Annotated in this window: 13 protein-coding genes; 8 read left to right on the top strand and 5 right to left on the bottom strand. The window is 70.1% G+C overall.

Features of this window, described 5'->3' with window-relative positions:
- Nucleotides 1-121: 121 nt before the first annotated feature.
- The 5 genes from FB471_RS11710 to FB471_RS11690 all read left to right on the top strand — a co-directional run bounded on the left by FB471_RS11710 (nt 122) and on the right by FB471_RS11690 (nt 18,201).
- On the top strand, nt 122-11,932 hold the full coding sequence (locus FB471_RS11710; protein WP_141997751.1) for a DNRLRE domain-containing protein: 11,811 nt from the start codon (nt 122-124) through the stop codon (nt 11,930-11,932).
- 67 nt (nt 11,933-11,999) lie between these two features.
- Nucleotides 12,000-12,626, top strand: a complete 627-nt coding sequence (locus FB471_RS11705) for a hypothetical protein (protein ID WP_141997749.1) — start codon at nt 12,000-12,002, stop codon at nt 12,624-12,626.
- Nucleotides 12,627-12,694: 68 nt separating this feature from the next.
- Nucleotides 12,695-13,186 (top strand): SMI1/KNR4 family protein, encoded by a 492-nt coding sequence (locus FB471_RS11700; RefSeq protein ID WP_141997747.1) that lies wholly within the window; start codon nt 12,695-12,697, stop codon nt 13,184-13,186.
- 129 nt (nt 13,187-13,315) lie between these two features.
- Complete coding sequence (locus tag FB471_RS34555; protein ID WP_211358012.1) at nt 13,316-17,113, top strand: S8 family serine peptidase; 3,798 nt, start codon at nt 13,316-13,318, stop codon at nt 17,111-17,113.
- Nucleotides 17,110-18,201, top strand: a complete 1,092-nt coding sequence (locus FB471_RS11690; RefSeq protein ID WP_141997745.1) for a Dyp-type peroxidase — start codon at nt 17,110-17,112, stop codon at nt 18,199-18,201. Before FB471_RS34555 ends, FB471_RS11690 begins: the two co-directional genes overlap by 4 nt.
- Here FB471_RS11690 and FB471_RS11685 read toward each other — a convergent pair whose 3' ends face one another.
- Complete coding sequence (locus FB471_RS11685) at nt 18,202-19,713, bottom strand: ATP-dependent DNA ligase (protein WP_141997743.1); 1,512 nt, start codon at nt 19,711-19,713, stop codon at nt 18,202-18,204.
- Nucleotides 19,714-19,791: 78 nt separating this feature from the next.
- On the opposite strand from FB471_RS11685, the gene FB471_RS11680 reads away from it, so the two are divergent.
- Nucleotides 19,792-20,361 carry a TetR/AcrR family transcriptional regulator gene (locus tag FB471_RS11680; RefSeq protein WP_246076358.1) on the top strand — a complete coding sequence of 190 codons (570 nt, stop codon included), beginning with the start codon at nt 19,792-19,794 and terminating at the stop codon, nt 20,359-20,361.
- Between the two features lie 34 nt (nt 20,362-20,395).
- On the opposite strand, the gene FB471_RS11675 is transcribed toward FB471_RS11680, so the two are convergent.
- Nucleotides 20,396-20,965 (bottom strand): sigma-70 family RNA polymerase sigma factor, encoded by a 570-nt coding sequence (locus FB471_RS11675; protein WP_141997739.1) that lies wholly within the window; start codon nt 20,963-20,965, stop codon nt 20,396-20,398.
- Nucleotides 20,966-21,241: 276 nt separating this feature from the next.
- On the opposite strand from FB471_RS11675, the gene FB471_RS34085 reads away from it, so the two are divergent.
- Nucleotides 21,242-21,394 carry a hypothetical protein gene (locus tag FB471_RS34085; RefSeq protein WP_170220782.1) on the top strand — a complete coding sequence of 51 codons (153 nt, stop codon included), beginning with the start codon at nt 21,242-21,244 and terminating at the stop codon, nt 21,392-21,394.
- A 48-nt stretch (nt 21,395-21,442) separates the two neighbouring features.
- Here FB471_RS34085 and FB471_RS11670 read toward each other — a convergent pair whose 3' ends face one another.
- The gene (locus FB471_RS11670) at nt 21,443-22,840 is read right to left on the bottom strand and encodes a class II fumarate hydratase (protein ID WP_141997737.1); all 1,398 of its coding nucleotides are present in this window, start codon (nt 22,838-22,840) and stop codon (nt 21,443-21,445) included.
- A 109-nt stretch (nt 22,841-22,949) separates the two neighbouring features.
- Between FB471_RS11670 and FB471_RS11665 the strand changes: the two genes are divergently transcribed.
- On the top strand, nt 22,950-23,939 hold the full coding sequence (locus FB471_RS11665) for an NAD(P)/FAD-dependent oxidoreductase (RefSeq protein ID WP_141997735.1): 990 nt from the start codon (nt 22,950-22,952) through the stop codon (nt 23,937-23,939).
- Here FB471_RS11665 and FB471_RS11660 read toward each other — a convergent pair.
- Together FB471_RS11660 and glpX are read right to left on the bottom strand one after the other, a co-directional pair.
- Entirely contained in the window at nt 23,924-24,730 is an 807-nt protein-coding gene (locus FB471_RS11660; RefSeq protein WP_141997732.1) for a S1 family peptidase, read from the bottom strand. The two genes, FB471_RS11665 and FB471_RS11660, sit on opposite strands and share 16 nt — an antisense overlap.
- 11 nt (nt 24,731-24,741) lie before the next feature.
- Complete coding sequence (gene glpX / locus FB471_RS11655) at nt 24,742-25,803, bottom strand: class II fructose-bisphosphatase (protein ID WP_141997730.1); 1,062 nt, start codon at nt 25,801-25,803, stop codon at nt 24,742-24,744.
- Nucleotides 25,804-25,935: the final 132 nt, after the last annotated feature.

Below are 25,935 nucleotides of genomic sequence, written 5' to 3'. Positions count from 1 at the left end.
CCCCCGATGTTGGATTCCGGTTAAGTTCGATGGGTAGCTGGCAGTTTCGGGAGAGACTGCCGACTTACTTCCAGGGGGTTCCGTGGGTTCGTCGCGCCGGTCCGGCCTGCCGTCACGTCTGTTGGCCATCACCTTCCTGCTCGCACTGGTTTTCGGCGCACTGCCGGCTTCGGTGCCGTTCGACGGTGACTCGACTACCGAAACCCAGGAGCAGCAAGCCGAAGGGCCACCCACACGGGTGCGTGAGCTCACCGACCGGCGCACGGCCGCGATGCGCCTGTTCGAACTGTCCAACGGCCAGGTCGAGGCGGAGGTATCCGCCCGGCCCCGGCACTACCGGGACGGCGAAGGCGGCTGGCAGCCGATCGACACCACCGTGCGCGAGAGCGGCCAGGACGGCTACCGGTTCGCCAATGACACCAACGCATTCGCCAGCTCGTTCGGGGACAGCACGGACCGGCTGGCGCGGTTCGAACTGGACGGCACCCTGGTCGAGCTCGGGCTCGCGGGCCCGCAGCGGGCGATCCGGCCGGAGGTCGAGCGTAACTCCGTCACCTATCCGGAAACCTTTGCCGGTGCCGACCTGAACTACCAGGTCACGCCGAGCGCGCTGAAAGAGCGGATTATCCTCGATCGGCCACCGCGGGAGCCGACCTACCGCTTCACGCTGCGCACCAAAGGGGTACGCGCACGTTCCCTTCCGGACGGCTCCATCGGGTTCTTCCGGACCGCGAACCCGGAGGGGCCTCCGCTTTACGTGATGCCGCCGCCGTTCATGAACGACTCCCGGGATGACCCGAAGTCGCCACACGGAAAGGTGTGGAGTGACAAGGTTTCCCAGACCGTGGAGCGGAACGGCTCGGAAACCACCATCGTGGTGCACGCCGACCGGCAGTGGCTCGCCGCTCCGCAGCGGCAGTATCCGGTGGTGATCGACCCGACGATCCGGATCGAGCCGACCTCGGACTCGGGGCAGGACGCCCAGATCTGGTCGGACACCCCGGACCGTAACGACGGTTCACGATACGAGCTCTCGGTCGGGACCGACCCCTTCGGTGCCGCGCGCAGCCTGGTGAAGTTCGACATGTCGGTGGTGCCGGCGGGAACCCAGCTGGACTCGGCGAAACTCCGGCTCTACTACGACAGCGAGCTGCACACCGGTGCGAACAACAACACCATGGAAACGCGCAGGGTGACCAGGGCCTGGTCCTCGGGCACGGTCACCTGGAACAACGCCAGCACGCACTTCGCCGAGGCCGGATTGAGCACGGCGGTGAAGCGGGCAGGCGTCGCCGGTGTCTGGAACGAGTGGGACGTCCGCAACATCGCCCAGTCCTGGGTTTCCGGCTCGGTGGCCAATCACGGGCTGATGGTCAAGGAGACCAACGAGGCACTGAGCCGCGGCGGCGCGATCTACCACGGCGCGGAGTTCGACTACAACGGGGACACCGGCAGCTTTCCCAACCTGGTGCTGACCTACGGCCAGCCCGGCGCGGTGCTGGACGACATCACCAAGACCTACGCCACCGGTGCCGAACTGACCTGGTCGCCATACACCGATCCGGACTCCGGTAACCCGGACGACGATATCGTCGAGTACCAGATCCACCGCTCGGTGTCCCAGGTCTACAACCCTTCGGCGGCAACACTGGTCACCTCGGTCGGGCCGGGGGCGCGAAGGTTCGTCGACACCACCGCGCAGCCGACTCCGGAGGACGCGCCGGATCTCGGCTGGAACGCCTACTACTACATGGTCGCGGTCAAGACCAGGGACGGGCGGGTCATTCCCGGCGCCACGCAGATGACCCGCACGCCGAAGGCGGGCCAGGTGCGGCAGGTCTTCCGTGGCGGCAGTGACACCACCCTGTCCTCGAACCGACCGACCACGAACCTGGATTCGATTGGCGGTCAGCCATGGCTTTCCGTCGGTAACAACAGCGGAACCTACGGCCGGACCAGGGCGCTGGTAAAGTTCGACGGCGTCACCGAGATCCCACGGGGCACCCAGATCGTGGACGCCGACCTCTCGATCTGGGGCTTCTACTCCAACGGCGCTGGTGCCACCCTGGACGGTCACGTGCTGACCAGGCCGTTCGTGGAGACCCAGGCCACCTGGAACCGCGCGTCCGAGGGGACGGCGTGGAGCACGCCGGGCGGTGACATCGCGCCACGGGCCGACTTCGTCTCCGGCATCACCGACCGGTCGACATGGCACATCTGGGAAGACGCGGGCATGGTGCAGGGCTGGGTGGACAACCCGGCCAGCAACCACGGCTTCCAGGTCAAGCTGCGCGACGAGGGCGGCGCGCAGCAGCGCGTGCTGTTCCATTCCGATGAGGCAGGCGAGCCGATGCTGCGGCCACGCCTGGGAGTCTCCTACATCGGCACCCCGCCCGCTCCGCCCGCCGCACCCGTGGTGTCCTCATCGGACTATCCGGACGATGGCCAACCACACGGCCGGCCGGGCCAGGAGGGTGACTTCACCTTCCGCCCCGGCGACGGGAAGCCGGTCGGCAAGTTCGTGTACCAGCTCGACTCCGACGCTTCCCCCACCGAGGTACCGGCCACCGGGGAGGTCTCGGTCCGACTCACCCCCACGGCCTCCGGCACCAGGACACTGACGGTACGCGCGGTTGACGACACCGGCGTTTCCTCCACCGCGACCACCTACACCTTCGTCGTCGCCGAGGAATCCGAGCACCGCAGGCCGCGCAACGACTTCGACGGCGACGGCCGCGACGACATCGTCACCTTCCTCCGCGGCGCCGACCCCCGGGTGTACGTGTCCCTTTCCGATGGCGGCCGTTTCGTGCAGGACGGCTGGAAATGGCACGACCAGTTCGCCGCGGGGGACGAGATCCCGCTGTCCGGCGACTTCGACGGCGACGGTAAGACGGATGTCGCAACCTTCTACCGGGGCGCCGATCCCAAGGTGTACGTGGCGCTTTCGGACGGAACGGCCTTCACCTCGACCGGGGCGGCCTGGCACGACCACTTCGCGGCGGGTGCGGAGATACCGCAGGTCGGCGACTTCAACGGGGACGGCAAAGACGATATCGCCACCTTCACCCGTGGCGACGGCGGCGACGTCTACGTGGCGCTTTCCGACGGCACCCGATTCAGCCCCGCCACCCAGAAGTGGCACGATTCCTTCGCCTTCGGCACCGAGATGCCAGCCGTCGGCGACCTGAACGGGGACGGCAAGGACGATATCGCCGCCTTCACCGGGGGAGCGGCCGCCGACGTCTTCGTGTCGCTGTCCGACGGCAGCACGTTCGTGCAGAACGGGTGGAAGTGGCACGACAATCTCGCCCCGGACGCCACCAAGGCCGGTCTCGGTGATGTGGACGGGGACAACTCCGACGACGTCGTCTACTTCGACGCCGGGCAGGTGACGGTCGCCACCTCGAACGGGGACTCCCTCGGTTCGGCTCGGCAGTGGCACGGCGACTTCGCGCCGGGCACCCAACTGCCGGGGATCGGTGACTTCAGCGGGGACGGCAAGGCCGATATCGTCGCCTTCACCCGCGGCTCCGACGCGAAGGTCAAGGTCGCCACCTCGGATGGCAGTCGGTTCGTAGCGGCGGCGACCTGGCACGAGCGCTTCGCCGTGGGCACCGAGTTGCCCCGGCCGAGCTTGTTCCCCGCTGGGGAGGGCACCCCGCCTCCGGTCGCGCCCGCACCGCCGCTGGTGTCCTCGGTGGACTACCCCGCGGACGGCCAGCCGCATGGCGGGCCGGGAAGGCCGGGCGAGTTCACCATCGCACCCGGTAGCGGGGCGCCGGTCGGCAAGTACGTGTACCAGCTGGACACCGACGCCTCCCCGACCGAGGTGGCCGCCACCGGCGAGGTCTCGGTCACCCTGACGCCCACCGAGGTGGGGCAGCGGACGTTGACCGTGCGCGCGGTCAGTCCCGGCGGGCTCAGCTCCGACCCGGCCACCTACACCTTCGTGGTCGCCGCGCCGGCGCAGCCGCCCGAGCCACCCGCGGTGTCCTCGACCGACTACCCGGACGACGGGCAGCCGCACGGTGAGCCGGGTCAGGAAGGCACCTTCACCTTCGCGCCCACCGGTGAGATCCCGGTGACCGGGTACCGGTGGCGGCTGGATGACGGCGGGGCATCGGACGTGCCCGGAAGCGGGGAGGTCCAGGTCCGGGTCACCCCGCCCACCCCGGGGCGGCACACCCTGACCGTCCAGGCCCTCGGGGCCGAGGGCACCGTGTCTACCGAGACGAGCTACGCCTTCGTGGTGGCCGACCCGCCGGCGGGCGGGCCCGGCGCGCCAAGGGTGCTCTCGCTGGACTACCCCTCGGGCGGAGCACCCTCCGGTGCGCCAGGTCAGGAGGGCACCTTCACCTTCGCGCCGACCGGATCGACGGCGATCGCGGGCTACCGCTGGCAGCTGAACGACGGCCCGACCACCGATGTGGAGGGGACCGGCAAGAAGCTGGTGCAGATCACCCCGACGCGTGCCGGCGCGCAGACGCTCACCGTGTGGGCGTTCACCGGGGACTCCGAGGTCTCGGCGCCCACCACCTACCTGTTCGAGGTGGCTTCCCTGCCGCCGCCCGACGCGCCGACCGTGTTCTCCACGGACTACCCGGACGACGGGCAGCCGCACGGCGACGCGGGCCAGGAAGGCGCCTTCACCTTCCGGCCGAACGGGACCACGGCGATCAGCGGGTACCGGTGGAAGCTGGACGATGGCCCGACGACCGACGTACCCGGCACCGGTGACGTCACCGTGCGGATCACCCCGCCGACGGGTGGCACGCACACGCTGGTGGTGTGGGCGCTCGGCAGCGCGGGCACCGCGTCCGTGCCGGTGAGCTACACCTTCCTCGTCGCGGGAGCCGCGCCGACACCGGCCACGCCGCTGGTGTCCTCCACCGACTACCCGGCGGACGGGAAACTGCACGGCAGCCTCGGTGCGGCCGGTGAGTTCACCCTGCGTACCCAGGGCGAGGTCGCGGCGGACGCCTTCCGGTACCAGCTGGACACCGACGCCGAACCCACCGAGGTGCCCGCGGACACCGGCACCGCGACCGTCAGCCTCACCCCGGTCCAGTCCGGCCAGCGCACCCTCACCGTCTGGGCCAAGGTGTCCTCGACCGGGGTGCTGTCGGCACCGGCCAGGTACACCTTCGCGGTCGGCGCGCCCGCCGGGCCACGGGACTACTTCTACGACGCGGCAGGCCAGCTGGCCGGGGTCACCAACGACTCCGGTGAGGTCGCGGCCTACCGCTACGACGCCGCGGGGAACCTGGTGCGGACCGAGCGGTACACCTCGGACACCGCCTCGATCTTCGCCCTGGTGCCGACGCGCGGACCGGTCGGCGGCACCGTCCAGATCAGCGGAACCGGGTTCGCGCCGGAGCCTTCGGGTAACGAGGTGACCTTCGACGGGATCCCGGCCGAGGTCACCGCGGCCACCCCCAACCGGCTGACCGTGGTCGTGCCAGAGGGAACCAGCGCGGGTGCCGTGCGGGTCAGCGCGGGCGGCAAGGAAGTGGAGAGCCGGGAGGTCTTCGAGGTCACCCCGGCCATCGCCGAGCCGGTCATCACCGGGGTCTCGGCCGACCGCGGCAACTCCGGCGACACCGTCACCATCACCGGCACCGGCTTCGACCCCGACCCTGCCCGCAACGTGGTGCTGTTCCACCAGACCGCGGCGAGGGTCGAGCGGGCCGGCCCGGCCAGCCTGACCGTGGAGGTACCGGCCGCGGCGGCCTCCGGCCGGATCACCGTGCGCACCGCGGGCGGTTCGGCCACCAGCTCGGCCGACTTCCTGGTGGCACCGCGCGGTTTCGTGATCGACGAGCTGGTGTACGGCGGAAGGCTGGAGCTCGGCGAACCGGTCGATGTGGACATTCCGGCCGGTAAGGCCGCGGTGCTCCTGATCGACGGCAAGGCGGGCGAGCAGGTGCACCTCGACCTGGAGAACAACACGGTCCCGGTGCGCTCGGCGATGTGGATGTTCACCCCGTACGGCGGCGACTTCGCCCGCCGGACCATGGGTGACCCGCTGGACCTGTGGGCAGGCAGCACGTTGCGCCAGGACCTGCCGGTCTTCGGTGCGGACGGCACCTACTCGATCGTGCTGGCGCCCAACGACGAGGAGTCGGGTTCGGTGCGGGTCACGGCCTCGCACGAGCTGACCGGGGACCAGCTCACCAGGGACGGCACCGGTGTGCCGTTCACCGTCGCCTCCGCCCAGCAGGCCACCGAGATGCCCTTCACCGCCACGGCAGGCGAATGGCTGAGCCTCGGGCTGACCGACCTCAGCATGCCGGGGCACACCTTCAGCGTCACGGTCACCGACCCGGACGGCAGCACCTTCACCTGGGAACACTCGCTGACCCAGTACACGCCGACCATGGTGTTCCTGCCCGAGCAGACCGGCACGCACACCCTGTCCGTGACCTTCGGCCCCGGCCAGCTGGGCTTCGGGAAGGTCTGGCTGTCCAGGGTGATCGAGGCCGGCGAGCTGGCGGTGGACGGTCCTGGCGTCCTGATGCGGATCAACCGGCCCGGCCAGTCCGTGCGGATGCCGTTCACCGGGTCGGCGGGAACCCCGCTGCGGTTCGCCAGCACCGAGAACACCCTGCGGGAGAACGGAAGGCCCGGCTACCCCACTGGAATCCTTGTCGAGCCGGACGGCAACCAGGTCGAGCTGCGCACCGGAACACAGGAGATCCGGCACATCCCGGTCCGCAAGGACGGCGAGCACAACCTGTTCATGAGCGGCTGGGAAGCCGTCGGCACGGCGAAGGGCTACCTCACCACCGAGACCGAGGCGGGCGATCTGCCGATCAACGCCACGACCGAGGTCACCATCGACCGCCCCGGCCGGGCCGCGTGGTTCGACTACGACGGCGTCGAGGGCAGGCCGCTGCGGCTGGTCACCCACGACAAGAGCCTGCCGGGCGCGCTCAACGTGAAGGTCTACCGGGGCTCCAACGGCAGGCTGGTGGCCAGCTCCCGGGACGGCGACCTGGACATCGACGCCCTGCCGGAGACCGGGACATACCGCATCCACCTCGCCCCGGAGTACGCGACCACCGGGACGGCGAGGATCGCGGCGTCCGAGCCGCTGGACCTCGGCAGCATCGCGATCGACGGGCCCGTGCTGAACCCGTCCGCGACCGTGCCGGGGCAGCGGCTGACCGGGACGTTCACGGCGCAGACTGGGCAGCGCCTCAGCCTCGGCTTCTCCTCAACGGACTTCCCGTTCCTGAAACCGAAGATAGTCAAACCGGACGGCGAGAACCTCGGCTACTACCTGTCGCTGCACGTGGCTGATGGCAACGGGCTGGACCTCGAGCTGCCGGATACCGGGGAGTACCGGATCCTGCTCGAACCGCAGACCGGTTCGGCCGGACCCGCCGCGGGTGCGCTGTCGGTGGCGCTGTCCGGCGAGGCGGACGGCGGCGAGGTCGAGATCGGTGGTCCGGCACAGACGATCACCATCGACAGGATCGCGCAGAACGGGAAGGTGACCTTCGACGGCACCGCGGGCGAGGTGCTGCAGGTCGAGATCACCAGGAACTTCCCGGACAACCTCGGCGCGTACTACAGCCTGGTCGCGCCGGACGAGACGATCGACCCGGACCACTGGTGGATGTCCTTCGACCGGTTCAAGCTGCCTGAGCTGACCCAGACCGGGACGCACACCCTGGTCTTCGATCCGGACGGCGCGGTCACCGGCTCGATGACCGTGGCACTGAGCAGGACGAACACCCCGGCGGCCGCGGCAGGGCAGCAGCGGATCGACCCTGCGGAGCCGGTCACCCAGGACTGCCCCGCGGCGGAACGGGCACCGGAACGGGCCAAGCCCGCGGCGGCGCCACAGGGCTCAGCACCCGCACCGCCGCCACAGGAGCCGGAGTTCGAGCAGCAGCGGGACTCCTCCTGCACCCCGGCCGGTGGGTGGCGGCCGGACGCCGCGAACCTGGACGGCGTCGACTGGGAGACCCGGTACGACCCGAAACCCACCCGGGACCGCCCGGTGCAGGTGCCTGCCGGGTTCACCGGCGTGGTGGGCAAGGTGCAGTCCACCGCGGGCCGGCCGCTGGCCGGGGTCACCGTCGGGGTGGACGACAACCGGGTCACCACCGACGCGGAGGGCAAGTTCGCACTGGCCGACCTGCCCGGTGACCACGTGGCCCTGCGGGTGGACGGGCGCACCGCGAGCAACACCGGGGGCCGGACGTTCGGCTCCTTCGACATCGGCGTGGACATCGAGCCAGGCCAGGTGCTGGTGCTGCCGTACACGGTGTTCCTTCCGGAGATCGACACCGCGGCGACGGTGCGGGTCCCCAGCCCCACAACCAAGGAGACGGTACTCACCACAAAGGACATTCCGGGGCTCGAGGTCCGGCTCCCCGCCGGCACCGTCGTCCGCGACTCGGACGGCAACGTGGCAAGGGAGCTGAGCCTCACCCCGATCCCGGTCGACCGGCCGCCGTTCCCGCTGCCGCCGACCAAGGTGCCGGTGTACTTCACCGTGCAACCCGGTGGGGGCTACCTGTTCCCCGAGGGCGCCACCATCGTCTACCCGAACTACACCAAGGAGGCGCCGGGAACCCGAACCCAGTTCTGGAACTACGACCCGGACGGCAAGGGCTGGCACGTCTACGGCCACGGCACGGTGTCGCCGGACGGCACCCAGATCGTGCCGGACGATGACGTCAAGTTCTACCGGCTGACCGGCGCGATGACCGCCGTGCCGGGGCGGAACCCGCCACCGTCCGCGCCGAAGCCGAACGGGACGCGGGTCGGCGACCCGGTGGACCCGGCCACCGGCCTGCTGGTGGACGAGGCGGTCGACATGGTCGTCGACGACATCATGCCGATCGAGATCAAACGCACCTACCAGCAGGGCGACGTCGATGTGCGCGAGTTCGGCGTGGGGACCAACTTCGACTACGGCGTGTTCCCCTGGTCGCCCGGCGAGATCGGCAACTTCGATTTCCAGCAGTTCGACCTGGTGCGGTCGGATGGCAGCAGGATCCATTACCAGCGGACCTCGCCGGGGAAGGACTACGCGGGTGCGGTGTTCGAGGCCGACCCCACCCCGACGAAGTTCCACGGCTCCACCGTGCGCTGGGTCGACAGCGGCTGGGAGGTCGAGCTTCGCGACGGGACCGTGATGTTCCTCGGCGAGGAGGCGCCGCTACAGGAGATCCGGGACAAGTACGGCAACACCACCACCATCACCAGGGCACCCGCGCCACCGGGAACGGACGGCAAGGTAAGGGCGAACGGCCCGATCACCCAGATCACCTCGCCGAGCGGCCGGTGGGTGCGGTTCAGCTACGACGAGGCGAACCCGCCCCGGGTCAAGTCCATTGAGGACAACCTGGGGCGGCGGGTCAGCTACACCTATGAGGCGACCGGACACCTGAAGACGGTGACCGACGTCCGCGGCGGAGTGACCCGCTACACCTGGAACGACGAGGGGCTGCTGGAGAGCATCACCGACCCGCGGGGAACGCGTTACCTGCTCAACGAGTATGACGAGAAGGGCAGGGTGCAGCGGCAGACCGACGCGCACGGCGAGGTCACCACGTTCGACTACGTCGAGTCGGGCGACGCGATCGTCGAGACGAAGGTCACCGACCCGCGTGGCAACGTGCGCCGGTTCACCTTCAACGAGCACGGTTCGGTGCTCACCGACACCAAGGCCTTCGGCACCGAACGCGCGGCGACGACCAGCTACGAGTACGAGGACAACGGCGTGCGCCGCACGGCGGTGACCGATCCGCTGGGGCGCAGGACCACACTCGCCTACGACGAGAACGGTTTCGTCCGGGAAACGACCGTGCTGGTGGGGACGCCGCAGGCGCGGACGAAGAAGTGGGAACGCAACGGCCCGCATGCCGAGCTGACCAAGTACACCGACAGCTACGGCAAGGATACGGTGTACGACCTCGACGGGCGGGGCGCGGTCGAGTCGGTGACGGATCCGGAGAACCGGACCACCACGTACGAGACCAACGCGAAGGGGCTGGTCACCAAGACCACGGACCCCGCGGGTGGGTCCACCACCGTCGAGTACGCGGGTTCGGACCCGGTGCGGGTCACCGATCCACTCGGCCGGGTCACCGAGACCGGCTTCGACGTGCTGGGCAGGCCGGTCACGGGTACCGATCCACGCAGGGCCGTCACCGAGACCGGCTACACCGCGGCCAGTGAGGTCGCCTCGGTGACCGATCCGCTCGGGCGCACCATCTCCTACGCGTACGACCCCAACGGCAACCGGAGCAAGGTCACCGGCCCGCGGGGCGGGCAGACCGTCTTCGGGTACGACCTGATGGACCGGCTGGAGAAGGTCACCGACCCACTCGGCAAGTCCGAGACGGCGAGCTACGACGCGAACGGCAACCTGACCAAGCGCACCAGCCGCCGGGGTGTGGTCACCGAGCACGACTACGACGAGCTGGATCGCAGGGTCGAGAGCCGGTTCGGCACCGAGAGCAGCACCACCTTCGGCTACGACCTCGGTAACCGGCTCGTCCGGACCGAGGACTCGGCGGCCGGGGTGGCCACCACCGAGTACGACGGCCTTGACCGGGTCACCGCGGAGACCACCACGCACGGTGGCGTGACCTACGAGTACGACACCGCGGCGCGCGGCCGGACCATGACCGTGCCCGGCCGGGACCCGGTCCGGCACGTCTACGACGCCACCGGCGCGCTGTCGCAGGTGCGGCAGGGCGATACCACGGTGACCACGGTCAGCCGCGACGCGGCGGGGCGCCCGCTCCGGGTCGGCGCGCCCGGCGAGGGGGTGTCGCAGAGCTACGCCTACGACGACGCGGGCCAGGTCACCTCGATCAGCTACCGTTCCGGCGACGCCGTGCTGGGTGAGCTGTCCTACGCCTATGACCCGGCGGGTCAGCCGGTCCGCACCGGCGGCAGCTACTCCCGCGCGATGCTGCCGGAGCCGTTCGGGCCCGCCACCTACGACAAGGCGAACCGGGTCCGCACGATCGGTGCCACCCCGGTCAGCCACGACGCGGACGGCAACCTGATCTCGGACGGGACGTCGACCTACACCTGGGACGCCCGTGGCAGGCTGGCCGGGCTGACCGGCCAGGGCACGGAGGCCAGCTTCTCCTACGCCGCCGACGGCCGCAGGCAGGGCCGCACGGTCAACGGGGTCACCACCAACTACCTGTACGACGGGGTGAACCCGGTGCAGGAGAAGGTGGACGGCGCGGTCACCGCCACCACGCTCTCGGCGGGGGTGGACCGGTTCCTGCTGCGCGAGTCCGGTGGTGACACCCGGCGCTACCTCACCGACGGGCTGGGCAGCACGCTCGGGCTGGTCGACGGTACCGGCTCCGGCGCTTCGTACACCTACGAGCCGTTCGGCCGGACCTACGGCGAAGGTGACGACGGTGGCAACCCGTACCGCTACGCCGGGCGTGAGGACGACGGCACCGGCCTGTACTACAACCGGGCCCGCTACTACAGCCCGGTGTTGCAGCGGTTCCTCAGCGAGGACCCGATCGGCTTCGACGGCGGGATCAACCTCTACGCCTACGCAGCCAATCAGCCGACCACGCTGACCGACCCCTACGGCGAGAAACCGAAGTCCTCCTATGTCGATGGCCGCCTGCCTGACTACGGCCAGACGTCGTTGTATGCCAGGTACAACCCGGTAACTGGGGAGATCTACAAGTGGGGCATTTCCAAGAATCCGATTGGTCGCTACCCGGCCAGGGACTACGGGGACGGCAGCCGGATGCAGATTATCAAGAACTTTGACTCCAGGAAGGACGCATTGGCGGCAGAACGCTACCTGACCGAGCGTTGGCCTGGGCCACAGAACTTCGAGCGGCATGCCGGAGCGGTTCCCACCACCAGGGACTGGCAGAGTGGAGTCCGGGACGTGCAGAGGGGTGGTTCCTACCGTTTCTAGGCAGGTCAACAATAGTGCCTGGTGGTTCCAGGGCTCGTAGCCAGCAGATGTGTAAGAGGTGACTTTCGTGGATCGTGCGCAGTACGAAACGCTTCGTGGCGCCGCTCTGGAGATACTGGACAGCGCATACTGCCCGCTGCGGCACGTCGAGGCGCGCGTGTACCTGCTGGCTTGCCGCGAGCTGGAGGTCTCCGTCCAGGACCTCGAGCAGGTGCTCGACCTGGAGGAAGCGGCCTTCACCGAGGGCGAGGAACGTGAGGTATGGCTGTGTCCCGCGCTCGAGCCGCCGGACTTCTACTCGGACACCGACTACCTGACGCGTTCAGACTGGTCCCCGGCCAACCGTATCGTGGAGTTCAGCGCCGAACCGGAACGTCGGCTGCTGTTGCTGCGGCATGTGGCTGACGAAGTGTGTGTTCGGCTGGAGGAGCGGCGCGACCCTGCCGCGTTCTCGGACCTTTTCATGGAGCTCGCCGGCCAGTTGCCAGGCGATGACGTGGCGGACCGGTTGGATCTTCCACCTGGTCGTCCGGTTCTGATCGACGTTCATGACGAGCGGCATGTCGAGACCATCAGGGAGATTGCCGAGGACGAGCATGCAGCGCTGGCGAGCGCCGAGAACCATCGCCTACGTGCAGCTGGAGTCGCCGACCTTTCCCTGCGGGCACGGTTGTTTGGCCGCGTGGACGAGTGACGACTCCTGATCGGCGAGGGACACGGAGGACTCTCTTGTCAAGGCCGCGCAAGAACAGAATATGGCACATGCGCGAATTTTTCGGAGGTGAAAACTTTTTCACCGGCGTGCCGGCGACCGCAGAGATGATCAGTGAGGCGGAAGCCGAGCTCGGCTACGTCCTGCCGCGCGCCTATCTTGACCTGATCCGGGAGCGGAATGGTGGTAGCCCGAAAGCGGCATGCTTTCCTACTCCCTTCCCGACGTCCTGGGCCGAAGATCACATCAAGATCGACGCGATCCTGGGTTTGGGCGGGGAGTTCGGGATCGCCGGTGGCGCGGAGGCCGGTAGCAGGTACCTCATCGAGGAATGGGGGTATCCACCTATCGGCGTCGTGATCTGCGCCATGCCGTCCGGCGGGCATGATGCCGTGCTTCTCGACTATTCGGACTGCGGCCCGAATGGCGAGCCGGCGGTGGCCTATGTGGACGAGGATCGGGTTCCTCGCCGCCTCGCGGGCAGCTTCGCCGAGTTCCTCGCCGGGTTGTGTCCTTGCGAGCGGTTCGAGACCAACGACTAGCCGCAAGCGACCCGCGACGAGCCGGCTAACCCGACTAGCCCTTCGCCGGCGTGGCGCTTGCAAGGTAACCGACGCACCGGTGACGAACGGGTAGATCGAGATGACGGCGCTGTATCTGGAGGGGTGACCATGCGCAGGTGGGTAGGGCGGGGCCGGGTTCTTGCCGCCGGCATCGTGCTGAGCGTGCTCGCGGGGGTGCTGGCGCTTTCCGGTGGCCCGGCGCGGGCCGCCGAGGGGCAGGTGCACACCCCGGCGGGTGCGCAGGCGATCGCCGGAAGCTACATCGTGCTGCTGAAACCGGGAGGCCGCCCGGTGGCCGAGGTCGCCGGGGCGCTGGCAGAGCAGCATGGCGGCGAAGTCGACCGCACCTACGGTGCCGCGTTGCGGGGCTTCACCCTGTCCGCATCGGAGCGGCAGGCAAGGCGGCTGGCCGCCGATCCGCGGGTGGACCGGGTGGAGGCGGACTCGGTCGTGTCCACCGAGGGCACGCAGACCACGCCACCGTGGAACCTGGACCGGGTGGACCAGCACAGCACGGTGCTCAACGACACCTTCCGCTACCCGGACGGGGCGGGTGCGGGCGTGACGGTGTATGTCATGGACACCGGCGTCCGCACCTCGCACGAGGAGTTCCAGAGCCGGGCGCGGGTGGGGTTCGACGCTATCGGGGACGGCTGGAACGGCCAGGACTGCAGCACCTCGGGGCACGGCACCCATGTGGCCGGCCTCGTCGGCGGCGCGACCTACGGGGTCGCGAAGCAGGCCAGGCTGGTGTCCGTGCGGGTGCTGAGCTGCGAGAACGTCGGCTCGGTCAGCCAGATCATCGCCGGGGTCGACTGGGTGACCGAGCACGCCGAGCGTCCCGCCGTGGTCAACATGAGCCTGGGCGGCAGCGAGTCCGCCGCCGAGGAGCTCGCGATCAAGAACTCGATCGACTCGGGGATCACTTACGTGGTCGCCGCGGGCAACGAGGACAGGGACGCCTGCCGGTTCAGCCCGGCCGGCCTTGCCGAGGCGATCACCGTGGGTGCCAGCAACCCGCTGGACGAGCGGGCGCGGGACTGGGAGGAGCCGGGAAGCTCGCTGGTGACGGGGTCCAACTACGGGGAATGCCTCGACATGTTCGCCCCCGGTGAGTCGATCAAGTCCGCGCACAACGCCCTGGACACCGCCACGGTGATCCAGCGCGGCACCTCGATGGCGTCCCCGCACGTTGCCGGGGCCGCGGCGCTGGTGCTGTCCGAGTCGCCGAACCTGACCCCGGAACAGGTGGCCGACACCCTGCTGGGGCGGGCGACCACGGGTGTGCTGCGGCAGGACACCCTGGAGACCGGATCGCCGAACAAGCTGCTCTACACCGGGGTGCCGCCGCCCGCGGTGTGCACGGTCGGCAACGACACCCGGCGGCCCGTTCCCGACCTCGGCAGCGTCACCAGCTCGATCGAGGTCACCACCTGCCCGCGGAAGGTGGCTCCCACCGCGCGGGTGCGGGTGCGTGCCGAGCACCCTGTCCGCGGGGACCTCTCCCTGCGGCTGGTCACCCCGGACGGTTCCGAACGCGTGCTGAAGGAGGCAGACGGGACCGACACCGCGGCGGATGTGCACGAGACCTACCCGCTGCCTGATCTGTCCACGATGGACGCGAACGGAACCTGGAAGCTCGTGGTACGGGACCACTTCGGTTTCGACCAGGGCGCGCTCGTCGACTGGAAGCTGGTGCTGGCCGAACCCGCGGTCGGGCTGCCGGTCGTGTCCTCGACCGACTACCCCGCGAACGGCCAGCCGCACGGCGGTGCGGGCGTTGCCGGTGAGTTCACCTTCCGGCCGGGCAGCCCGGTACCGGTGGCGAAGTACTCCTACCAGCTCGACGGCGAGGCGCAACCCACCGAGGTCACCGCCACCGACGGGGTGGCGACGGTGACCCTGACGCCGGAGGGGGCCGGGCGGCGCAGCCTGACCGTGCGCGCGTTCAACGGTGTCGGCGAGCCGTCCGCGCGGGTGGTGTACGACTTCGTGGTGGCGGACCAGCCGCCGCCCGCGTCGCCGGTGGTGTCCTCGTTCGACTACCCAGCCGACGAGCATCCGAACGGCGGGGCCGGAGTACCCGGCACCTTCACCTTCAAACCGGGGGACGAGGGGCCGATCGACGGGTACTCCTACCAGCTCGACACCGGCACCGAGCCGACCGAGGTGTCCGCGACCGGTGAGGTCACGGTCGGCATCGCACCGGACGCGGCGGGCACGCGCACACTCACCGTGCGCGCGGTCCGTGGTGGTGTCCCGTCCGCACCGACGACCTTCAGCTTCGTGGTGGCGGGCGCGGCCGAGACCGTCGACGGCGGAATGCTGGCCGTCGACGGCCAGGAGGTGAACGCGGACATCCCCGCCGACCGGGTGCTGCGGCTGCGGTTCGACGGCACGGCGGGCGACCGGCTCGGCCTCGGCCTTGCCGAGAGCACCCTCGATACCTTCGCGAAGGTGTGGGTGCTCGATCCCGACGGCAATCCGGTGAGCACCAAGGAGAACAACGCACCCAGCTACTTCTCCAGCAACTCGAGCGGGGGCGTGGCACTGCCCGAGCTGACCACGACCGGCACCTACCAGGTGCTCGTGGACCCGGACGGCGCGGGAACGGGGGCGGTGACCGTGCTGCTGTCCAGCAACGCCACCGGCACGACCGACACCACGGAGCAGGGCCACCCGTTCGAACTGACCAGATCGGGGCAGTACGCCGAGATCGGCATCGATGCGGAAGCCGACACATGGTACAACCTCGGCTTCACCGAGCCCTCGGACCGGTTCCGCTACCTGTGGATCGAGGTGCGCGGGCCGGACGGCACAGTGGACGGACCGTGGGCCATCCAGCCCAGCCAGGCCGTTCGCTTCCATGCTGGCGAACCGGGCCGGTACCGGGTGGTCGTCGGCTACTACTTCGCGGAGAGCCCCGGGAGCGGGAAGCTCTGGCTCTCCGAGGAGATCGACGCGGGCGAGATCACCACCAGCGGCCAGGGCACCGCGTTGAGCCTGCACCGGCCGGGGCAGCACGCACGGATGCGTTTCGACGGCACCCAGGGGCAACGACTCAACCTCGGCTACACCGACATCGACCTGAGTACCCCCGGCGGTACGGTTCCCCCGAAGGCGTCGGTGATCGGCCCGGACGGCACGACGAAGACTCCCGACCGGCGTGGTGACTCGGCGAGGATCCCCGTGTTGACCCGTACGGGCAGCCACGATCTGGTCGTCACCGGTGGCGCGGGCACCGGCACGGTGACCGTGTGGCTGTCCGAGGACGTGCCCGGCGGCACCATCGCGATCGGCGGGGACACGACGGTCACGACCACCCGCCCTGGCCAGCATGCGACGGTTCGGTTCGATGGCACGGCAGGCCAGCGCCTCAACATCGGCCTGACAGACATGACATCCGGTTTCGACAACCAGTCCGTCCGGCTGTACGCGCCGGACGGAACCAAGGTCGGCTACGGCGGCAATCTCACCGGTGCGGACAGTTTCGGATTCGATCCGCTGCCGGTGACCGGAACCTACGAGCTCGCCGTGGGTCCCACGAATGGTCAGTTCGGCACGGTGAGGCTGACGCTGTCCGCTCCCGCCGACGCGGGATCGATCACGATCAGTGGCGCGCAAGCCACGATGCCGATCGACCTGCCCGGCCAGGACGGCCACGTCTCCTTCGCCGGTGCGGCAGGCGACCGGCTGCGGTTGACCTTCGGCGACCGGACGTTCAGCGGGCCCTACTATCTCACCGTGCTCAATCCGGATGGCACGAAGCTGGTCGACCGGGCCTACCGCACCGATGACAGCCCGTACGACCTGCCCGAGCTACCCGCGTCAGGTGAGTACCTGGTGATCATTGATCCACAGTCGGCGGCGACCGGGTCCATCGCGGTGGGTGTCGAGCGGCAATGAGTGCGGGCGGCACCGTTGGCAGGCGGGCATTCCTGGCCGCCGCCGGTACCGTGGGCATGGCCGGTCTCGCGGGCTGCACCGGCCCGCGGGACGGCGACCCCACACCGGAGGAGCCGCCAGCAGTCACGCATCGGCAGGAAGGTGTGCTGCGGCCCGCGCCGGCGAGCACGGTGCTGACCGCCTACGACGTGACCGCCACGGACCGGGCCGGGCTGGCTGCTGCGCTGCGTGCGCTGAGCGACCCGGACGGGAACGCCACGGTGCTCGTGGCGGTGGGCGCGTCCCTTTTCGACCACCGGTTCGGGCTCAGCAGCCCGCGACGGCTGGTTGACATGCCCGAATTCCGCAACGACGTCCTGGATCCGTCCTGGTGCCACGGCGACCTGCTGGTTCAGGTGAGCGCGGAGACCGGGGAGCAGGTCGAGGCGGCGCTCGCCCGGCCGGTTCCCGGAGTGCGGAAACGCTGGCGCATCGCGGGGTTTCACCCCACCGGGCTCGGCGATGGGGTGCGCAATCTGTTCGGCTTCCGGGAGGGAGCGGGCAACCCGGATGCCACCGACGGTGACCTGATGGACCGGCTGGTCTGGGTCCAGCCGGGAGCGGGCGAACCTTCCTGGTGTGCGGGCGGTTGTTACCAGGTCGTTCGCCTGATCCGGCTGGCGATGCCCACCTGGGACTCCGAGTCGGCCGCGGAGCAGGAACGCGTCTTCGGCGTACGCAAGGACACCGGTCTGCCGCTGGGCCAGTCCGGCGAGCACACCGAACTCGACTACGCCGACGATCCGCACGGCAGCACCATCGCCCTGGACGCGCACATCCGGCGTGCCAACCCGCGGACCCCGGACAGCGTGGCGCACCGCATCCTGCGTCGCGGTTACGCCTACCGCCTCAGCGCCGAGGACGCCGGGCACGTCTTCGTCTGCTTCCAGCGCGATCTCGAGCTCGGCTTCGCCACCATCCAGCGGCGGCTGGCCGGCGAAGCGCTGGAACGCTATCTCCTGCCGTTCGGCGGCGGCTACTACTTCGTGCTCCCCGGCAGTGCGGGCGGCGAGGACTACCTCGGCCGGGGGATGCTCGAGGGGAGCTGATTAGGGGACGGTCAGCGCGCGTACGGCGTCGATGGTGTCGGCATCAGCCGGTTCCTTGTCCGGGCGGTAACGGACCACCCGCGCGAAACGCAGCGCTACCCCGCCGGGGTAGCGGGTGCTGGTCTGCGCCCCGTCCAGCTCGATCTCCACCACCAGCTCCGGCCGCAGGTACACGGTCCACTCGTCGCGGTGGCTCTCGTAGGACGGGAAGGTCTCGGTCTGCCAGGCGAGCAGCTCGTCGGTGAGGCCCTTGAACGTCTTGCCCACCATGACCGGCGGGCCGCCGTCCGGGTCCCGCGCCCCGAGGTGCAGGTTGGAAAGGTACCCGGTGCGCCGCCCGTGCCCCCACTCGGCGCCGAGCACCACCAGGTCGAGCGTGTGCACGGGCTTGACCTTCAGCCAGGCCCGTCCCCGCCTGCCCGCCGCGTACGGGGAGTCCAGTGCCTTCACCAGTACCCCCTCGTGCCCCGCGGCCAGCGCGCCGTCCAGCAGGGTCCTGGGCTCGGCCGGGGTGGACTCGCCGGGGATCAGATGCGGCCCGGCGACCTTCCGCAACGCCTCGTTCCGCTCCCGCAGCGGCCGGTCCAGCAGATCGGTGCCGTCCAGGTGCAGGCAGTCGAAGAAGTACGGGCGCAGCAGCAGGCTACGCATCTGCTCCTCGCGGGTGCTGCCGAACCGGGACATAGTCTCCTGGAACGGCCGCGGCCTGCCCTCGTCGGTGAGCGCGAGCGTCTCACCGTCCAGCACCACCGACTCGCAGGGCAGTCCCCGTACCAGCTCCACCAGCTCGTCCACCTGCGCCGTGACCTCGCGCAGGGTCCTGGTGTAGACGTGCACCTCGGCGCCCTCGCGATGTACCTGTATCCGCGCGCCGTCCATCTTGTACTCGACGATCGCCGGTTCCAGCTCGGCCACCGCCTCGTCCAGCGACTCGGCGGGCGAGGCCAGCATCGGCCGGATCGGCCTGCCCAGCTCCAGCCGGAACTCGGCGAGTGCCGCGCTGCCGCCGGACATGGCGGCGCGTGCCGTGGCGGGCAACCGCCCGGACAGCATGAAGGCCCTGCGCACCACCTCGCCGGGCACCCCGGCCGCCGCCGCGATGGCGTCCAGCATGATCCCTTCCAGCGCGCCCTGCCGTAGCTCGCCGGTGAGCAGGCGGAACAGGAAGTGCTGCTCGGCCTCGACCGCCCGGCCGAACAGCTCGGTCAGCGCCTCGGTACGGCGCTGACCCGACCCGGCGCCGGTGCTGCCCGCGACCGTGCCGAGCGCGGTGTCCACCTTGCCGACGGTGAGTGTGGCGAAGCTGGCGGGTGGCGCCTCCAGCTCGGCCAGCGTGCGCCACCCCGTCCCGATCCGGCCCTGGGTCGGCCTGCCGGTGAGAAACGCGACCACGGCCGCCAGTTCGCGCTCCGGTGCGGCCCGCAGCAGGCCGGCGAGGATGGTGATCTTCGCCTTCCTGGACCGGGTCGCGGCCAGCTCGGCCGAGGCCGTGACGATGTCGTCGAACAACATGCCGACATCATCGCCCCTGGGTACGACATTCGCATACCTAGACCGACCGGTATGGTTAGGGCTCCTATACTGCGGGTCATGGACGAACTGACGATGACCCCGGCCGCCGAGCGGGTGCTCGAGGTGGCCGGAAGACTGTTCTACGAGAACGGCATCCACGCCGTCGGCGTCGAGTCCATCGCGAGCGAGGCCGGCGTCACCAAGAAGACCCTGTACGACCGCTTCGGCTCGAAGGACGCACTGGTCGGGCACTACCTGCGGCGCCGGGACGAGCGCTGGCGCGAGCACGTCGTGTCCTACGTGGAGCACGGCGTGCGGATGGCGCCCACGCGCAGGCTGCTGCTGGTGTTCGACGCGCTGGAGGAGTGGGTGGCCACGGAGAACGACCGTGGCTGCGCCTTCGTGAACGCGCAGGCCGAGCTGACCGACAGCGATCACCCCGGCCGCGAGGTGATCCGGGACCAGAAGCTGTGGATGCTGGACTACCTGCGCACCCTCGCTCGCGACGCCCGGCTGCGCAACCCGCGGCGGATCGCCACCTCGCTCCTCGTGCTGCTGGAGGGCGCCACCGTCACCGCCTCGTTCGGGGTGGTTCCCGGCGCGGTCGGCAACGCGAAGGAGATCGCCAAGCAGCTCCTCGAGGGTTGATCGGCCGGTCGTACCGGGACCGGCGGGCGGCCGGTCACATCCGGCTCTCCCCTGCGGCCGGTTTTCCCGCGCCGGCCGGACCGAGCCAGGTCAGCAGATCCTGGCGTGCCCGCGCCACGCGGGAGCGGATCGTGCCGATCGCGCACTCGCACACCAGCGCCGCCTCGGCGTAGGAGAGCCCGAGCACCTGGGTGAGGACGAAGGACTCACGACGTTCGGGCGACAGCTCGGCGACCAGCCTGCGCAGGTCGACCAGGCGTCCGTGATCCGGTTCGGCGGCCCCGGCGCGCTCAGCCACACCCGTCCAGTCCGGGGTGCGCGCGTGCTGCGGCCTGCGCTTGCGGGTACGCAGATGGTCGGCGGCCACCCGCTTGGCGATAGCGAGCAGCCACATCCGGGCCGGGCACCTTGCGGCGTAGCGGGGCAGTGCGGTGAAGGCACGCAGGTAGGTCTCCTGCACCAGGTCCTCGGCCAGTCGCGGTTCCACCAGGTAACCGAGCATCCGGTGCAGCTGGTGCTGGGTGGCGGACACGAAACCTTCCGCCGCGGTCCGGTTTCCGGCGGCGGCGCGCAGGGCGAGGTCGGTGAGTTCGTCGTCCTCCACGCACACCTCCCTGGTCCAGACCTGTGCCGCCCGGCACTGTGATCTATTGCACCAACTCGATGTGAGATAGACATAAAGTTACAGCGCCCGGGGTGCCGCGTTCGTGTTCTGTCCTGCTCTGTCTCGCCAGGTCGTCGCTACGCCAGCGCCCGTGCCATGCCGGCGACCGCCGCGCGCAGCCGATCCGGGGACAGCGCCGCGTAACCCAGCACCAGACCGGGAAACGGGCCGCGGGGTTGCGCGCGCGTAGCCGGAGAGGGCGGGGACGTTGATGCCGTGGTCCGCCAGCCGCCGTTGCGCGGCGACGTCGACGGTCCCGGGCGGCAGGCGCAGCACGGCGTGCAGGCCCTCGACGCCGCCGATGGCGTGGGCATCGCCCTGGTCGCCGCGGAGGTCACCCTCGGCCTTCACGCCGGCTGCTGTGAGTGACCCGTTCCGCTCGGCGGGAGACGGGTGGCGGGTCACTCACAGCGCGGGTCAGCGGGAGCCGTGGGCCATGCGGAGGACGTCCAGCGCCTCGTCAAGCTGCTGTTCGGTGAGCTTGCCGCTGGTGATGTGGCCGCGTTCCAGGACGACCTCGCGAATCGTCCTGCGCTCGGCGAGGGCCTGCTTGGCCACCGCGGCCGCCTCCTCGTAGCCGATGTAGGCGTTCAACGGGGTCACGATCGAAGGGGACCCCTCGGCGTACTCCCGCGCGCGCTCGGTGTTCACCGAAACCCCCGCGAACACCTTGTCCGCGAGCAGCCGGGACACCGCCGCCAGCAACCGCGCCGACTCCAGCACGTTGCGGGCGATCACCGGCAGGTTCACGTTGAGCTGGAAGTTGCCCTGCGCCCCGGCGAAGGCCACCGCCGCGTCGTTGCCGATCACCTGCGCGACCACCTGCAGCGTCGCCTCCGGGATCACCGGGTTGACCTTGCCCGGCATGATCGACGAGCCGGGCTGCAGATCGGGCAGCGCGAGCTCGGCCAGGCCGGTCCGCGGGCCGGATCCCAGCCAGCGCACGTCATTGGCGATCTTGTTCAGGGACACCGCCACCGTGCGCAGCGCCCCGGAAGCCTCCACCACGCCGTCCTGCGCGGCCTGCGCCTCGAAGTGGTTGCGTGCCTCGCTCAACGGAAGCCCGGTCACCTTGGCCAGCTCCTCGGCGACCGCCGCGCCGAATCCCGCTGGCGCGTTCAGGCCCGAGCCGACCGCGGTCCCACCGATCGGCAGCTCGCCCAGCCGGGGAAGGCAGTCCCGCAGCCGCTCGATACCGAAGCGGACCTGCGCCGCCCAGGCCCCCGCCTCCTGGCCGAGGGTCACCGGGACCGCGTCCATCAGGTGCGTGCGGCCGGACTTCACCACCTCCGCCCACTCCTCGGCACGCCGCTCGATGGTGCCTGCCAGGTGGTCCAGTGCCGGGATCACGTCGGTCAGCACGGCCTCGGTCGCCGCGACGTGGATCGTGGTGGGGAAGGTGTCGTTGGACGACTGCGAGGCGTTCACCTGGTCGTTGGGGTGCACGTCGGCGCCGAGCGCGCGGCTGGCCAGGGTCGCGATGACCTCGTTGGCGTTCATGTTCGACGAGGTCCCGGATCCGGTCTGGAACACGTCGATCGGAAAATGCGCGTCGTGCTCGCCCTCGGCGACCGCGTCGGCCGCCGTCGCGACGGCGGCCGCGACCTCGCCGTCCAGCACGCCCAGCCTGCCGTTCACCCTGGCCGTGGCCGCCTTGAGCAGGCCGAGCGCGCGGATCTGGGCGCGCTCGAGGCCACGTCCGGAGATCGGGAAGTTCTCCACGGCCCGCTGGGTCTGCGCGCGGTACAGGGCATCGGCGGGCACCCGCACCTCGCCCATCGTGTCGTGCTCGATCCGGTAGTCCTGTTCAGCCATGCCCGTCAGTCTGGCGTAGCCGAATCGCGGTCGCGCAGTGGCCTTGCGCACTAGGGTGGCGGGTGTCCCCGATCACTGCCACCACCACAGGCGGAAAGGTTGGTGAGCTATGAGCTCGCCGGAGAAGCTGTCGGTCGACGTCCTGATCATCGGCGCCGGGCCGACCGGTTTGTTCGCCGCGTACTACGCGGGTTTTCGCGGCCTCTCGATGGCCGTCGTGGATTCCTTGCCGGAAGCGGGCGGTCAGGTGACCGCGATGTATCCGGAGAAGATGATCTACGACGTCGCCGGATTCCCCGCGGTACGAGGAAGAGACCTGGTCAAGGGCCTGGTCGAGCAGGCGGCCCAGTGGGACCCGACCTACCTGCTCGGGCGCAAGGCGGTCGGGCTGGAGGAGGCCGAGGGCGGCGGGCTGGAGGTCTCCCTGGACGGCGGTGATGTCGTGCGGGCCGGGGCGGTGCTGGTCACCGCGGGCATCGGCGAGTTCACCCCGCGCCCGTTGCCCGCCGGGGACGGCTGGCTCGGCCGGGGCATGGTGCACTTCGTGCCCGCGCTGGACGTCCATGCCGGCAAGCACGTGGTCGTGGTCGGCGGCGGCGACTCCGCCTTCGACTGGGTGCTCGCGCTGCACCCGATCGCCGCGAGCGTCACCCTCGTGCATCGCAGGTCCCGGTTCCGCGCCGCCGAGTCGATCGTGCGCGAGGTTCGTGGGCTGGGGGTCCGGATCATCACCGATGCCGAGGTGACCCGGCTACGCGGGGAGACCGAGGACGGCCCGCTGGCCGAGGTGGAGCTGGAGATCAAGAACGAGGGCCGCGAGGTGCTGCCCGCGCAGACCGTGGTCGCCGCGCTCGGGTTCACCGCCGACCTCGGGCCGATCGAGAACTGGGGGCTGGAGATCGAGCGCCGGTCGATCGCGGTCGACACCACCATGGCCACGGCGCGCGAGTGGGTCTACGCCGCAGGCGATGTGGCCGCCTATCCCGGCAAGGTCAAGTTGATCGCCACCGGTTTCGGCGAGGCCGCCACGGCGATCAACAACATCGGGGTGGCGCTGAACCCGGGGGCGAAGCTGTTCCCCGGTCACTCCAGCGGCTGAGCGACCGCGTCGTCCTCGCCGGACGGGGGCGCGATCCGCTCGGTGATCCACTCGGCGTAGGCGGGCACCGAGGTGTAGATGGAAGGGGCGGTGGCGCAGGTGCGGTCGCCGTTTCCCGGCCTGCTGGAGGCACCCAGCAGCTCCCAGCGTTCCTCGACCCGCGCGACCTGTGGCCCGCCGGAGTCGCCGTAGCAGGTGCCCGCGTCGCCCTCGGCGGTCCCGGTGCACAGCTCGACCTCGGCCGCGAACTCGGCAGTGCAGCCGGTGGCCTCGACGACCAGGGCGTCCAACTGCTGCAGAACCCGCGGGCCGGGCCCGCATCCCTCGGTCGGGCAGGTCTGCCCCCAGCCGAGCAGCCGGGTCTCGCTGCCCATCACGGGGGCCGTGCCGAGCGTGATCGGTTCCGCCCGCACCGGTGTGGCCAGCCGCACCAGGGCCAGGTCACCACCCGCGCCCTTCGGGTCGTAGTCGGGATGGGTGACCGTCTCGGCCACCTCGACCTGTTCCCCGCCCTCGGTGTGGTCGGTACTGCCGATTCGGGCGGTGGTGATCAGCCTGGTACGGGTCCGCACGCAGTGCGCGGCCGTCACCACCCAGGCCGGTGCGACCAGCGAGCCGCCGCAACGGTGCATGCCGGAACTGCTCTGCAGGGACACCATGAACGGGTACTCCTGATCGGCGTCCACCCCGCCGATGATCGCGGGGCGCACCGCCGCCGCCTGCTGGACACCGGTCACCAGCAGCGCGACCACCGCGGTGAGCACGCCGACCGTACGGGCACCCCTGCGCATCGGACTCATGGTCAGGGCAGCGGCGGGACGACGTCGGAGTCGCTTTCCAGCGTTCCGTCGAAGTCCACCGAGGAGTAGGCCCGCAGCTTGGTCAGCCGGTGGTAGCCGTCGATCAGCCGCACGGTGCCCGACTTCGAGCGCATCACAATGGACTGCGTGGTCGCCCCACCCGCGCGGTAGTGCACCCCGCGCAGCAGGTCGCCGTCGGTGACCCCGGTGGCACAGAAGAAGACGTTGTCCCCGCCCACCAGGTCGTCCGTGCTGAGCACGCGGTCGAGGTCGTGGCCCGCGGCGACCGCCTTCTCCCGCTCGGCGTCATCCTTCGGCCACAGCCTGCCCTGCAGCTCCCCGCCGAGGCATTTGAGGGCGCAGGCGGCGATGATGCCCTCCGGGGTGCCGCCGATGCCGAGCAGCATGTCCACCCCGGTGGTCTGCCTGGCGGCCGCGATCGCGCCCGCGACGTCGCCGTCGGAGATGAACCGGATGCGTGCCCCGGCCTCCCGGACCTCCTTGACGATCTGCTCGTGCCGGGGGCGGTCCAGGATGCACACGGTCACATCGGACGCCTCGCTGTGCTTGGCGCGGGCCACCCGGCGGATGTTCTCCGCGATCGGGGCCGAGATGTCCACCGTGCCCGCGGCCTCCGGGCCCACCGCCAGCTTCTCCATGTAGAACACCGCGGAGGGATCGAACATCGCCCCGCGCTCGGCCACCGCCAGCACGGCCAGCGCGTTCGGCATGCCCTTGGCCATCAGCGTGGTGCCGTCGATCGGGTCGACCGCGACATCGCAGTCGGGGCCGTCGCCGTTGCCCACCGACTCGCCGTTGAACAGCATGGGCGCCTCGTCCTTCTCGCCCTCGCCGATCACCACCACGCCGTGCATGGACACGGTCTGGATCAGCTGCCGCATCGCGTCCACGGCCGCACCGTCGCCACCGATCTTGTCGCCCTTGCCGACCCAGCGGCCCGCCGCCATCGCGGCCGCCTCGGTGACCCGGACGAGCTCCATCGCGAGGTTGCGGTCCGGTGCTTCCGCCTGGCGGGGCTCGCCTGCGGACTCGGCGGTGGTCATGCTGTTTCCTCCGCGGTTTTGCGCACGTCCGCCTTCGGCCAGAGGCGCGCTCGGTGGTCGCCTTGGCCAGCGCGGCTTGGCACAAGGGGTGTCATGCTGCCTCCCGATCACGACGTGGAGTGAATCGGGCTC

Origin of the sequence: Amycolatopsis cihanbeyliensis, assembly GCF_006715045.1 — a bacterium.
Classification (GTDB): domain Bacteria; phylum Actinomycetota; class Actinomycetes; order Mycobacteriales; family Pseudonocardiaceae; genus Amycolatopsis; species Amycolatopsis cihanbeyliensis.
Note: the sequence above shows the minus strand (reverse complement) of the source record. Positions and strands in the feature narration are given on the sequence as shown.

Coding starts and splice junctions, on each gene's coding strand:
- FB471_RS11700 (WP_141997747.1), top strand. CDS start 12,695: ATGCGCGAATTTTTCGGAGGTGAAAACTTTTTCACCGGCGTGCCGGCG.
- FB471_RS34555 (WP_211358012.1), top strand. CDS start 13,316: ATGCGCAGGTGGGTAGGGCGGGGCCGGGTTCTTGCCGCCGGCATCGTG.
- FB471_RS11690 (WP_141997745.1), top strand. CDS start 17,110: ATGAGTGCGGGCGGCACCGTTGGCAGGCGGGCATTCCTGGCCGCCGCC.
- FB471_RS11685 (WP_141997743.1), bottom strand. CDS start 19,713: ATGTTGTTCGACGACATCGTCACGGCCTCGGCCGAGCTGGCCGCGACC.
- FB471_RS11680 (WP_246076358.1), top strand. CDS start 19,792: ATGGACGAACTGACGATGACCCCGGCCGCCGAGCGGGTGCTCGAGGTG.
- FB471_RS11670 (WP_141997737.1), bottom strand. CDS start 22,840: ATGGCTGAACAGGACTACCGGATCGAGCACGACACGATGGGCGAGGTG.
- FB471_RS11665 (WP_141997735.1), top strand. CDS start 22,950: ATGAGCTCGCCGGAGAAGCTGTCGGTCGACGTCCTGATCATCGGCGCC.
- FB471_RS11660 (WP_141997732.1), bottom strand. CDS start 24,730: ATGCGCAGGGGTGCCCGTACGGTCGGCGTGCTCACCGCGGTGGTCGCG.
- glpX (WP_141997730.1), bottom strand. CDS start 25,803: ATGACCACCGCCGAGTCCGCAGGCGAGCCCCGCCAGGCGGAAGCACCG.